General features: G+C 66.4%; 12 protein-coding genes. 5 read left to right on the top strand and 7 right to left on the bottom strand.

Annotated elements, in window-relative coordinates:
• The 3 genes from AC1DYX_RS20695 to AC1DYX_RS20705 all read right to left on the bottom strand — a co-directional run.
• Positions 1 to 145 (bottom strand): helix-turn-helix domain-containing protein (locus AC1DYX_RS20695; RefSeq protein WP_477262292.1); only part of this gene is annotated, 145 nt, incomplete at its 3' end.
• A gap of 121 nt (positions 146 to 266) precedes the next feature.
• Positions 267 to 1889 carry a methyl-accepting chemotaxis protein gene (locus AC1DYX_RS20700; RefSeq protein ID WP_477262273.1) on the bottom strand — a complete coding sequence of 541 codons (1623 nt, stop codon included), beginning with the start codon at positions 1887 to 1889 and terminating at the stop codon, positions 267 to 269.
• A 52-nt stretch (positions 1890 to 1941) separates the two neighbouring features.
• A complete protein-coding gene (locus AC1DYX_RS20705) occupies positions 1942 to 2106 on the bottom strand; it encodes a hypothetical protein (RefSeq protein WP_477262275.1) in 165 nt (54 codons plus the stop codon).
• A 238-nt stretch (positions 2107 to 2344) separates the two neighbouring features.
• Here AC1DYX_RS20705 and AC1DYX_RS20710 point away from each other — a divergent pair, with 238 nt between their 5' ends.
• A complete protein-coding gene (locus AC1DYX_RS20710) occupies positions 2345 to 3517 on the top strand; it encodes a PEP-CTERM sorting domain-containing protein (protein ID WP_477262276.1) in 1173 nt (390 codons plus the stop codon).
• Between the two features lie 21 nt (positions 3518 to 3538).
• Here AC1DYX_RS20710 and AC1DYX_RS20715 read toward each other — a convergent pair whose 3' ends face one another.
• From AC1DYX_RS20715 to AC1DYX_RS20725, 3 genes are all read right to left on the bottom strand, one after another.
• Entirely contained in the window at positions 3539 to 5122 is a 1584-nt protein-coding gene (locus AC1DYX_RS20715; RefSeq protein WP_477262278.1) for a methyl-accepting chemotaxis protein, read from the bottom strand.
• 145 nt (positions 5123 to 5267) lie between these two features.
• A complete protein-coding gene (locus AC1DYX_RS20720) occupies positions 5268 to 6392 on the bottom strand; it encodes a YncE family protein (RefSeq protein WP_477262294.1) in 1125 nt (374 codons plus the stop codon).
• A 175-nt stretch (positions 6393 to 6567) separates the two neighbouring features.
• Positions 6568 to 7431, bottom strand: a complete 864-nt coding sequence (locus AC1DYX_RS20725; protein WP_477262280.1) for a creatininase family protein — start codon at positions 7429 to 7431, stop codon at positions 6568 to 6570.
• A 266-nt stretch (positions 7432 to 7697) separates the two neighbouring features.
• Between AC1DYX_RS20725 and AC1DYX_RS20730 the strand changes: the two genes are divergently transcribed.
• From AC1DYX_RS20730 to AC1DYX_RS20745, 4 genes are read left to right on the top strand one after another with little or no spacing between them, the layout of a single operon-like run.
• The gene (locus AC1DYX_RS20730) at positions 7698 to 8906 is read left to right on the top strand and encodes a cation:proton antiporter (protein ID WP_477262282.1); all 1209 of its coding nucleotides are present in this window, start codon (positions 7698 to 7700) and stop codon (positions 8904 to 8906) included.
• Between the two features lie 27 nt (positions 8907 to 8933).
• A complete protein-coding gene (locus AC1DYX_RS20735; RefSeq protein ID WP_477262284.1) occupies positions 8934 to 9479 on the top strand; it encodes a DNA-binding protein in 546 nt (181 codons plus the stop codon).
• A 3-nt stretch (positions 9480 to 9482) separates the two neighbouring features.
• On the top strand, positions 9483 to 10118 hold the full coding sequence (locus AC1DYX_RS20740) for an ABC transporter ATP-binding protein (RefSeq protein WP_477262286.1): 636 nt from the start codon (positions 9483 to 9485) through the stop codon (positions 10116 to 10118).
• Complete coding sequence (locus AC1DYX_RS20745; protein WP_477262288.1) at positions 10115 to 10909, top strand: ABC transporter permease; 795 nt, start codon at positions 10115 to 10117, stop codon at positions 10907 to 10909. The genes AC1DYX_RS20740 and AC1DYX_RS20745 overlap by 4 nt, the downstream gene beginning before the upstream one ends.
• Here the strand turns inward: AC1DYX_RS20745 and AC1DYX_RS20750 are convergent.
• Positions 10906 to 11673 (bottom strand): class I SAM-dependent methyltransferase, encoded by a 768-nt coding sequence (locus tag AC1DYX_RS20750; RefSeq protein WP_477262290.1) that lies wholly within the window; start codon positions 11671 to 11673, stop codon positions 10906 to 10908. The genes AC1DYX_RS20745 and AC1DYX_RS20750 overlap by 4 nt on opposite strands.
• Positions 11674 to 11728 lie beyond the last annotated feature (55 nt).

The following is an 11728-nucleotide window of genomic DNA, read 5'->3' on the forward strand; positions in this document are numbered from 1 at the left end:
TCAAATACAGATCACGCCACTTGTAGCCAGTCTTACGGCTGACGCCGAAAGACTGGCAAAGGGCCTGCATATTCACATCAGGTGCAGTCGCCAGGCGAGCAAATTCAAGACGAGAAGACATTCGGGAACTCTCCTTCCAAGGCATTGCACGCTCCGATTGTTAGCTGTGCAATGATCATAAAAGGTGTTACCTATGTCTCTAGACAAGTGTTACCCATGTCTATGTGCTGAACAGGGTGCCCACCCTACTGGGCTGCCGGGCGCACCTACGTCGCGGCCAGCAGACGGCCCGCGTGCGCGCGGGCGGGCCCGGGCGCAGCAACGGCCTGTGCGGGCGCCTCGTCGAGCCGGAAGAACCCGACCACCCGGGCCAGCGCCTCGGCCTGCTCCTGCATGGACTGCGCGGCCGCCGCCGATTCCTCGACCAGCGCCGCATTCTGCTGCGTCACGTCGTCCATCTCGGCCACGGCCTTGTTGACCTGTTCGATGCCGGCCGACTGCTCCGTGCTCGCCGTGGCGATGTCGRCAATGATGCGGCTGACCGTGCGGAAGCTGTCGACAACGGCCGCGATCTTGGCGCCGGCGTCCGCCACGCTGGCCGAGCCCTGCGTCACGTTGCTGGCGGAATCCTCGATGAGCTGCTTGATGTCGCGGGCCGCCGCGGCCGAGCGCTGCGCGAGATTGCGCACTTCCGACGCGACGACGGCGAAGCCCCGACCCTGTTCGCCGGCCCGCGCCGCCTCGACGGCGGCATTCAGGGCCAGGATATTGGTCTGGAATGCGATCCCGTCGATCACGGAGATGATGGCCGCGATCTGCCCGGACGAGGCCTTGATGGTTTCCATCGTCGCCACCACCGCCTCGACGGCGCGGCCGCCGTCCGCAGCCATGCTCTCCGCCGAATCCGCGAGCCGGCGCGCGTCCGCCGTGTGCCCGCTGTTCTGGCGCACGGTCGACGTCAGTTCTTCCATCGACGCGGCCGTCTCCTCGAGGGCGCTGGCCTGCTGCTCGGTGCGGGCCGACAGTTCCAGCGATCCCTGCGCGACCTCGGACGAGGCGGACCTGATCGACGCCGTGCCCTGGCGAACCTGGGCGACGATGTCGGCCAGCCGCTCGCGCATCACGTGCATGGCGTACAGCACGCTCACCGTGTCGCCCGGCTTCAGCTCCACGCGCACGCTCAGGTCGCCCTCGGCGATGCGTTGGGCGATGTGCGCGGCGGCGCCCGGTTCGCCACCCAGCTGGCGCACGACGGATCGGCCGACCACCACCGCGGCGGCGACGCCGAGCAGCACGGCGAGCGCGGTCAGGATCGTCGTCACCCGGATGGCGACCTCATTGGCAGCATGCGTGGCGTCGCGGCGCTCGTCGATGAGCTGTTTCTGGCGCGCCAGGAGCTTGTCGACGACCTCTTGGTACTGCTCGGCCTCGGTCCGGAATTTGCTGGCGATGAAGGCGTCGACGGCGCCGCGGCCGTCGCGCTGCTTGATCTTTTGCAGCTCGTCCCTGGCTTGTACATAATCTTCACGCTCCTTGATCAGGTCCGTCAGCAATAGCTTGGCCTGTTCGTCGACGATGGAACGCTTGAGCTCGGCAATGACGTCGAGCGCGCGCGCCGTGCGCTTCGCAGTCATCTCCTGCAGGCTTGCCTCGTACCGGGCGTCGTCCGTCTTGGCGGCGGCAGTGGCGTCGGCCACCGTGTAGTGAATGATGCCGTCGAGCTCGGCGATCATGCGCTCGATGCGCAACTTGTCGCGCAACAGGTACTCCACCGTCGCATCGGATTCGCGCGCCTGGTAGATGCTTTGTCCCGCGACGATGACGAACAGCGCCAGCACCAATCCAAAGCCCGCGAGCACACGGGATCTGACTGTCAGTTTTTCAATCATGGCTTTTCCTTTCAGCGTCATGACGGCGCTACCGCGCGGCATTCCATGCGGCTCAGGTAAATACGCGCCCGTCGGGGATGAATCTATCACCCGTCATGAGTAATGAATAGAAGAATTTTTTCCCAGCCGCACTATTGAGTCTTGAAACCAACAGTTCTAAATCTTTAACCAACAATCGACAACCGGCACGGGCGCCGCGCAACTCTTTATGCGGCATGACTCGTTTTGAGGCAAGTCAAGATGGAGGCCATATTTAACAAAGTTTCTTGCGGAAACTTTCATTGATGTCGAGAAAATTTACATGCAAGAATTTTATTGCTGGATCTAAAGATTGAATTCCTTTAAAAAACAGAACGTTATAAATATTGGCACGGTAGTTGCGTTACTACGAGCATAAGACCAACAACGTGAACACAAACCTAGTCCCATTGCCAGATCAACGAAAGGAAACACAAATGCTGAAAACCTCCCTGAACGTGGCCGTCCTGGCTGCCCTGAGCGCGCTCGCCACCGTCCCCACGCTGGCCCACGCGACCCTCGTCACGACGACGGCAACGACGAGCTTTAACGTGAGCAATGCCGTCACCGACACGCTCGGCGGCAAGTCGACGGCGTCGGACGGCAAGACGAGCGGCACGGCGAACACGAGCATGGGAACGGCCCAGGTCGCCAAGTTCGACAGCAGCGCCGGCGTGCTGACCGGCGCCACCGTCAACCTGGCCTCGACCTACAGGCAGACGACCAACGTCACCGTCGCGGCCGGCGGCACCGGCGCGAACACCGACGGCACGTTCACCGCCAAAGGCACCGGCAGCAGCTCGGTCAAGCTCGGCATCCCGGTCGGCGTCACCGGCGCGGGCGCTTCCCTGAACAACGTCCAGGACACCTGCACCCTCGTCAACGGCAAGATCAAGTCGGCCTGCGACAATGGCAGCAGCTTCACGCAGATCAACGACAACACGACGGTCAGCAGCACCGCGCTGAACGCCTACGTCGGCAGCGGCAGCTTCCTCGCCGACCTGATTGCAGCGTCGAACTCGGCCGAGACGACGCAGAACGACTTCGGCGGCATCGCCTCGACCACGTCGACCATCAAATGGAACGGTAACCTGAGCGCCACGTACAGCTACCTGCTGCACGCCGCCCAATCGTTCGATGCGAATGCGTCGATGACGGCGCTGACGCTGGATTTCGGCGACGTCTATCTGAACGACGTCGTGGGGGACAAGAATTTCTCGATCGCCAACCTGTTCGACACGAACCGCGTGGGCCTGAAGCTGACGAATATCGTGGAAACGGGCGACGTCAACAATGTGTTCTCGACCAGCCTGTCGATATTCGGGAACCTGGCGCAAGGCAACGCCAACAACTACGCGGCGTCGTTCCTCGCGACCACGCTCGGCAATAACTCGGCGACCTACCAGCTCACGCTGGCCGACGCGGCTCCCGATGTCGTGTTCGCCTCGTCCAGCCTGGGCCAGGGATACAGCCTGACGCTGAACCTGAAGGCGAACGTCCTGCAGCGCCCGGCTGCGCCCGCCGGCGGCGAGGTGCCGGAGCCGGCATCGCTGATGCTGCTGGGTCTCGGCGCACTGGGCCTGTGCGTGCAGCGCAAGCGCCGGGGCTGACCCGCCCCGACGGGCGTGCCGTCAACGCAGCGCCAGCGCCGGACGGGCCATCCCGCCGGCCTGTGCCTCGATGCGGAACGCGCCCACCGCGAGCGCCAGGCTGTCGGCTTCCTCGCGCAGCTGCTGCGCGGCGGCCGAGGCCTCTTCGACGAGGGCCGCGTTCTGCTGCGTGGCCTGGTCCATCTGGACGATGGCGCGGCTCACTTCCTCGATGCCGGTCGATTGTTCCTGGCTGGCGGCCATGATCTCGGCCATGATGTCCGTCACGCGGTTGATGCTGCCGACGATCTCGCCCATCGTCGCGCCGGCCTGGTCGACCAGTTCCGAACCGTGATGCACTTTCTGCACGGAGTCGTCGATCAGCACCTTGATTTCCTTCGCGGCCGCGGCGCTGCGCTGCGCGAGGTTGCGCACCTCGGACGCGACGACGGCGAAGCCGCGGCCCTGTTCGCCCGCCCGCGCGGCTTCCACCGCGGCGTTCAGCGCCAGGATATTGGTCTGGAACGCGATGCCGTCGATGACGCCGATGATGTCGGCGATGCGCACGGCGGACGTGTTGATCGCCCCCATCGTCGCGACCACCTGCGTCACGACCGAGCCGCCGCGGGCCGCCACTTCCGACGCCGACTGCGCCAGGGCGTTGGCCTGGCGCGCATTGTCCGCGTTCTGGCGCACGGTCGAGGTCAGCTCCTCCATCGACGTCGCCGTGCGTTCCAGCGACGCGGCCTGCTGTTCGGTGCGCGCGGACAGATCCAGGTTGCCGGTCGCGATCTGACCCGACGCCGACGCGATCGTGTCCGTGCCGGCGCGCACGCGGCCGACGATGCGGGCCAGGCCCGCGTTCATCTCGTTCAGTGCGCGCATCAGATGGCCCGTCTCGTCGTTGGCGCGGACCGGGATGTCCTGGGTCAGGTCGCCGTCCGCGACCGCCCCGGCGATGCGCACCGCTTCATCCAGCGGGCGCACGATGCTCTTCACCAGCATGGCCCCCACGACGGCGGCCAGGATCAGGCCCAGTCCCATGCCGCTCAGGCAGACGAGGCGTACCATCTCATACGTGGACTGGGAGCTCTGGTTGGCCTTGGCCGCCTCGTCCAGCTGGGTCTGGATCAGGGTATTGATCGCGGCGCGCACCGGCACGAACAGCTCGATCATCGGGCCGTTCACGAGGGCTGTCGCGCGCGCCGTGTCGCCGGCGCGCAGCGCCTCGACGATCGGACGCAACGCCTCGCCGACGAATTTGGCGCGCGCGTCCTGGAAACGCTGTGCCTCTTCCCGCTCGCCGTCCACCATCTTCGTGGCGCTGTACGACTTCCACTCGGCGTCGATGACCGCATCGTTGCGCTCGATATCGGCGAGCAGCTGCGGCACCTTGCCGGACTCCACAGTGAGCGCACGCGCCATGGCCAGCTGGTTCAGGTTCAGGGCACGCACGACCTTGTCGAGCTGGCCCAGACACACGAGTTGACTAGAGTACATGGACTGCATCCGGCCATTCGCCTGGCCGAGACTGACGAGGCCGACGGTAGCCCCAACGATCAATTCCACGCCAAGAAGCGCGATGACGAAGATCAGCCGGGTTTTGATGGTGATGTTTTTGAGCATGATGTGCGGAAACGAAAAGGACTATGAGTTGGATTATAGAAACTCATGAAGCCACGGGGAAACGACAATACGTCGTATTTGTCCCTTTTCGTTCCGACGTGGCCTACCCGCAACGAATCATTGCCGGATTGGCCACGCAGGCCCATCAGCGCAGGTTGCCCGTATGGCCGAGCGAATAACGGCCCGGCTGCGGCCACACGGTCAGGCCGTGCGGTTCGCCGCCGACCTTCACCTTCTGCATGTCGCCCGTCTTCGTATCGATGCGGTAGACCATGTCGTCGTAGCGGCCGGACAGCCACAACCATTTGCCGTCCGCGCTGACGTTGCCCATGTCCGGGCTGCCGCCGCCCGGCACGGGCCAGTGCGCGACGATCTTTCCGGTGGCAAAGTCGAGCACGGTGACGCTGCCCTTCCCTTTCGGCTTGCCATGGATGCGGTGCGTGCCGCGGCTCGCGATGTACAGGTACTTGCCGTCGCGGCTCGGGTACAGGCCGTGCGTGCCCAGGCCCACGGGAACGAAGCCGATCTCCTTGAGATTGTCGCCGTCGACGACGTGCACGCCGTCCGCATCCATGTCGGCCACGTAGAAGCGCTTGCCGTCGGGCGAGATGCGGATGTCCTGCGGCATGCCTTTCTTCGACGTGCAGATCTCGCTTGCGCCCGGCGCCGTCGGGTCGAAGCCTTCACGGAAGCGCGTCGACGGCATCGACAGCTTCAGGTAGCCGAGCACCTTGCGTTCGACCAGGTCGATCTTCGCCAGGCTGCCGTCGAATTCACACGTGAACAGCGCATAGCGGCCGTCCATCGAGAAATCGGCATGATTGATGCCGCCGCACTGCGGCACGTCGATGGCGTACTGCATGGCCATCGTGTGCGGATCGCGGAAATCGAGGCGGCGGCGCGCCTCGGCCACGACGATGGCCGAGCGGCCGTCCGGCGTGAAATACATATTGTATGGATCGTCGACGATGACGTTCGCGCCCGGCTTGCCCGTGCGCGGATCGATCGGGGTAAGGCTGCCGTCGGCGTACCGCTCGGCGTTGTTCGCCACCCACAGCGTGCGCAGGTCCCACGACGGGATCACGTGCTGCGGGCTGCGGCCGACCTTGAAGCGGTCGACGACCTTCATGGTCGCGGGATCGATGACGCTGACGTCGTTCGTGCGCAGGTTCGGCACATAGACGCGTTCCAGGTCGCCCTTGACGGCGGGGCTCAGGTTCGCGCTGCCGATCTCGCTGTATACATTGTGCGGATCGACGACGCGCGGCATGCCCGGCACGGTCACGACGGCCGTGGCAGCGGGAGTGGTCGAAGTTCCGGTGGCCTGGGCCGATGCCGGCGCCCGCGCAGATGCGTCGACGACACGGGATGCGACGACGACGCCCGCCAGGGCGGTCACGGCCAGGATGGCACCGACGGTGATTTTGGTTGACACGATGGCTTCTTTACTTTCGTTGGACAGGTTTCGAATTCGGGGCGGTCTGCATCTGGCGTGCCGCGCGGATGGCCGCCACCGAAGAGTCGACGATGCGCTCCACGCCGATGCGGCCCAGGGCCAAAGTCGCCCGAGTCGGATCGCCGTGCACGCCGGCGCGCACGCCGCCGCGCGCCCCGGCCGCCAGCTGGGCGGGACGCACGAGCGCGGGATCGATCGCCAGCGTCAGCGCCGTATCGGCAAGGCCCGCGTGCGTGCCGATCTCGGCGTCTGAAAAACCGCGCTGCTTCAGGTCGGCCACGAATGCGGTCTGCGCCGCATCATAGTACGCAAGCAAGGCATGAGCGCGGCAGCCTGGTACGCGGTTGACACGCGCGGCCGCTTTTTCTTCATTCTTCTGGTAACCGCCGTGGTCGCCCAGGAAGAACACGTCGCGRATGCCGTGCTGGCACAGGCTCTTCGCGGCGGCTTCCAGCAGCGATTCGAACGCGGCGTCCGGAATGGAAATGGTGCCGGCAAAGCGCATGTGCGCGGCCGGCGGCGCGATCGACCCTTCGGGCACATAGGCGACGACAGGCGCGACGACCGCATCGCCCAGCCGGGCGGCGATCCGCCCCGCCAGCACGCGGGCACGCTCATTATGTTTGCCGAGGACGATGTGAGGACCGCTCTGCTCGGTGCCGCCGATGGGCACGAGGGCCGTCGTGGTACCGGCCGCGATGCGTTCGCGTAATTCCGGTGACGTGAGATCGTCGAGGTATACGCCGGCCGTGGACGTTGCCGCCGGCGCCGCGGCCGGGCAGGCAGCCGCGAACAGGGCCAGGAAAACGAATCCCAGCGCGTTGCGGCACCACGAGTTGTGCAGGTGAAGCATGTAGCGTGTTCCTGATACAAGCGCGCGCATGGGCACGAACGCCATCCGGCGCGCAACCGAGCATCTATTGTAGAGCATACCGACGCAGCGGGCGGGAGACTGGCCGGAATTTTTAACGATCACTCCGGCTGAGTCGCGCGGCGGCGACAGCCCCACTGTCAGTTCTGCTAGGAATGAAATCCTTTTCATACGTTCAATTTCGCGCTAGCATCCGACGCTCATCATTACATAATTACGTAATACAACAAGGTACAACAAGGAGACCCATGAGTACTACCGAAATCTTCCTGCTCGCGATGCTGATCGTGTTCGTCGTGCCCTATCTCATCTGGCGGCTCGGCCGGACCGATTATTTCGCCCCGCTCGCCATCGTCCAGATCATCATGGGCGTCGTCCTCGGGCCGGGTGTGCTTGGCGCAGTGTTTCCTGACTACCATAAATTCGTATTCAACCCGGACGTCGTGAAGACGCTGAACGGCATCGCCCAATGGGGCGTCATGCTGTTCGTGATGCTGGCCGGCATCGAGCTCGACCTGAAGAAAGTCTGGCAATACCGCCGCGAGAGCGCGACGACCGCCGGGCTGTCGCTCGGCATCCCCCTGCTGTTCGGCTGCGCCGCCGCCGTACTGCTGATGTCGTATCCGGGCTGGATGGGCGCCAGGGCCGCCGCCTGGCAATTCACGCTGGGCACCGGTATGGCCTGCGCGGTGACGGCGCTGCCGGTGCTCGTGCTGCTGATGCAAAAGCTCGACATCCTGCGCCAGCCGATGGGCCAGCGCATCCTGCGCTATGCCAGCCTGGACGACGTCGCGATCTGGGGCGTGCTGGCGGTGATCATGCTGGACTGGGAACGCATGGGCCGCCAGCTCGGCTTCCTCGCCGCGTTCGCCCTGCTGACCTTCGTGTTCCGCCGCCTGATGGCGCGCATGAAAGAGACCGACCGCTGGTACGTCGCCGTCATCTGGCTGATCGCCTGCGCGTTCGGCGCCGACTGGGCCGGCCTGCACTTCATGGTCGGCGCGTTCCTGGCCGGCGTCGTGATGGATGCCCACTGGTTCAGGCAGGAGCAACTGGACGGCCTGTTCAAGAACGTGCTGCTGGTACTGATGCCCGTGTTCTTCCTCAGCACCGGCCTGCGCACGAAATGGGACCTGGGCGGCTATGCCGTGTTCTTCGCGGGCGGCCTGCTGCTGTTCGCCTCCGTCGGCGGCAAGCTGGTCGGCGCACACATCGCCGGCAAGGTATTGAAATGGAAAGACGGCGAGGCCTCGATCATCGGCTGGCTGCTGCAAACGAAGGGCCTCATCGAGATCATCTTCGCCAACATCCTGCTGGACAAGCAGATCATCACGAGCGAAACGTTCACCGCGCTGCTGCTGATGGCCGTCGGCAGTACAATGCTGACTGTCCCGGTCGTGCATCCGAAGCTGAATCGCGTGCAGCACCGCGGACTGGTGAATCAGGCCAGTTCCTGATTGGATACGATGACGATGGAGTAAACGATGGCGCGCAGCGGACTCACGAAATCACAGGTCAGGGAAGCCCGCGACCGTCTGCTGGCCGAAGGCCGCCATCCCTCCGTCGACGCCGTGCGCCATGCGCTGGGCGACAGCGGCTCCAAGTCGACCATCCACAAATACCTCAAGGAGCTGCGCAGCGAGGACGGCGGCGGCGACGTCGCGCCCGGCCTGCGCCGCGAGGACACGGGCCGCGCCCTGCACGCCCTTGTCGACCAGCTGGCCGACCGCCTGCACGCCGACTTCGACGAACGCATGCGTCTACTCCGCGCGGCCCATGACGACGCGTTGCGCGAGCGCGACCGCGAGCTGGCTGAACTGCGCAACACCGTGGCCACCCTGGCGGCGCGTGTAAAACAGCTGGAAGCCGAAGCGCAGTTCGAGGCCGACGACTCCCCGCTGCGCCACTGGCACGACCGCCAGCGCGCGCCGGGCGGTTTCGGCCACTTCGACCGCAGCCTGCTGAATTCGCGCTCGGCCGTGCGCGACGCTTCTCCCTTCGACCTGATCCGGGCCGCCGCCCGCTCCTGATCCGTGCCGCCGTCCGACCCGCCGCGCGCCGACGCGCCCGTGCGCCTGTCCGCGCGCGACTTGCGCTCGCGTTTCGGCGGACCGTTCACATTCGACGTGCGCGCAGGCGAATGCGTCGCCATCCAGGGCCCGTCCGGCGCCGGCAAGAGCGTCCTGCTGCGCATGCTGGCCGACCTCGACCCGCACGACGGCGACGTACTGCTCGACGGCCGCCCCGCCGCCTCGATGCCCGCGCCGGCATGGCGCGCCGCCGTCGTCTACCAGGCGGCCGAACCGGCATGGTGGGAAGCCACGGCGCGCGCGCACTTCAGCGGCGTCGACGCCGGCTTCGTCGAACGCACGCTGGCCGCACTGGGCCTCGCCGCGTCCGTGCTCGACACCGACATCGACCGCCTGTCGACGGGCGAACGGCAGCGGCTCGCCCTCGTGCGCTCGCTGGCCCGGCGGCCGCGCGTGCTGCTGCTCGACGAGCCGACCGCGGCCCTCGACCCGGCGGCGACCGGACGCGCGGAGGCGCTGCTGCGCGACTGTCTCGCGGACGGCATGGCCGTGCTGCTCGTCACCCATGCGGTCGAGCAGGCGCGCCGCCTCGCGCACCGGGTCTTCCGTCTCGAACGGGGCATGCTGGCGACGCCATGAATGCCATCCACCTCGGCACCTGGGACCTGCTGGCGGCCGCCGTCCTGATCGTGCTGGACGCCGCGCTGTCGCTGGCGCTGCGCCTCGGCGTGCACCGCCAGATCCTCGTCGCGGCCATACGCATGGTGGCGCAGCTGACCATCGTCGGGCTCGTGCTGCGTCACGTGTTCGCGGCGGCATCCCCCGCCGCGACCTTGGCCGTGATCGTGTTCATGATCGCGGCGGCCACGCGCGAAGTCGCCACCCGGCCGAAGCAACGCCTCGAGCGTCTCATGAATTACCAGATCAGCGCCGCCGTCGTGTCCTGTGCCGGCTTCGCGACCGTCCTGCTCGCGCTGACGACGGCCGTGCGCCCGACGCCGTGGTACGAACCGCGGTATGCGATCCCGCTGATGGGCATCGTACTCGGCAGCGTGCTGAACGCCGCCAGCCTCGCACTCGACGGGATACTGGACGGCGTCGTGCGCGAGCGCGCCCGCATCGAGGCACGGCTGGCCCTCGGCACGCCGTTCCGTGACGCCATCGGTCCGCTCGTGCGGAGTGCCACGCGGCGCGGCATGATCCCGGTGGCGAACCAGATGTCGGCCGCCGGCATCATCACGCTGCCCGGCATCATGACCGGCCAGCTGCTGGCCGGCATGGACCCGATGGAAGCCGTGAAATACCAGATCCTGCTGATGTTCCTGCTCGCGGGCGCGAGCGGCCTGGCGGCGGTCGGCGCCGCCCTGCTGGCCGTGCGCGCGCTCTCCGACGACCGGCAGCGGCTGCGCACCGACCGCCTGCGTCGTTAAACCGGACGGGCGGCGATCAGTGCCGTGTCGACCGTGAAGCTGCCGTCGTCCCCGATGGCGAAATGATCCCTCACCTCGGCGGGTGCGCGCCGTTGCAGCGCGCGGATGGCGGCAACCTGGACGTCGGGCGTCTGCATGCGTGTGATCCACGTGCCGAATTCGAGCCGCAGGCGGTAGGTGGCGACGTCGTCGACGGCGAATCCGACGGCCGAGAGCAGGGACCGCCACTCGTCCAGCGACGCATTGCGCACGTGCGACGGGTCGCGCAACAGCTCCAGCGTCTGCAGCCAGGTGTCGAGCAACGGCTGGCCGGGCGAGACGACGTCCATGAACAGAGCCAGCCCGTCCGGCTTGACCACGCGCCGCATCTGCGCCAGGCCGTCGCGGAACGCGCCCCAGTGGTGCGCACTATAGCGGGTGGCGACGACGTCGAAGGCCCCGGACGGACAAGGCAGCGCCTCGGCCGCGCCCTGCTTCGCGACGATGTTGTCCAGCCCACGCCGCTGCGCCTCCGCCGCGACCGTCTCCAGCATCGCGGCCGACAGGTCGTACGCGACGACTTTGCCGACGAGGCCCGCGAGGCGGAACGCGACATGCCCACCGCCGCAGCCCATGTCCAGCGCGACGGCATCGGGGCGGACCCCGACCAGGCTGGCCATCCGGTCCAGGTCGGCGCCGGCGGCGTGCACGGCGCTCGCCAGGTAGGCTTCGGCGCGGGAATCGTATTGTTCGAGGACGGTTGCATCGTGGGTGGGGTGTTCCATGGCGGCTCCTGGTCGATTGGGAAACCCATTGTCGGCCAGGCGTTTTCCTGTTACA

It is taken from the genome of Massilia sp. P2_C2, assembly GCF_056404615.1.

Excerpts from the sequence above, each read along its gene's own strand:
- AC1DYX_RS20705 (WP_477262275.1), bottom strand. The coding sequence starts at position 2,106 with ATGCCGCATAAAGAGTTGCGCGGCGCCCGTGCCGGTTGTCGATTGTTG.
- AC1DYX_RS20710 (WP_477262276.1), top strand. The coding sequence starts at position 2,345 with ATGCTGAAAACCTCCCTGAACGTGGCCGTCCTGGCTGCCCTGAGCGCG.
- AC1DYX_RS20715 (WP_477262278.1), bottom strand. The coding sequence starts at position 5,122 with ATGCTCAAAAACATCACCATCAAAACCCGGCTGATCTTCGTCATCGCG.
- AC1DYX_RS20720 (WP_477262294.1), bottom strand. The coding sequence starts at position 6,392 with ATGCCGCGCGTCGTCGATCCGCACAATGTATACAGCGAGATCGGCAGC.
- AC1DYX_RS20730 (WP_477262282.1), top strand. The coding sequence starts at position 7,698 with ATGAGTACTACCGAAATCTTCCTGCTCGCGATGCTGATCGTGTTCGTC.
- AC1DYX_RS20735 (WP_477262284.1), top strand. The coding sequence starts at position 8,934 with ATGGCGCGCAGCGGACTCACGAAATCACAGGTCAGGGAAGCCCGCGAC.
- AC1DYX_RS20745 (WP_477262288.1), top strand. The coding sequence starts at position 10,115 with ATGAATGCCATCCACCTCGGCACCTGGGACCTGCTGGCGGCCGCCGTC.
- AC1DYX_RS20750 (WP_477262290.1), bottom strand. The coding sequence starts at position 11,673 with ATGGAACACCCCACCCACGATGCAACCGTCCTCGAACAATACGATTCC.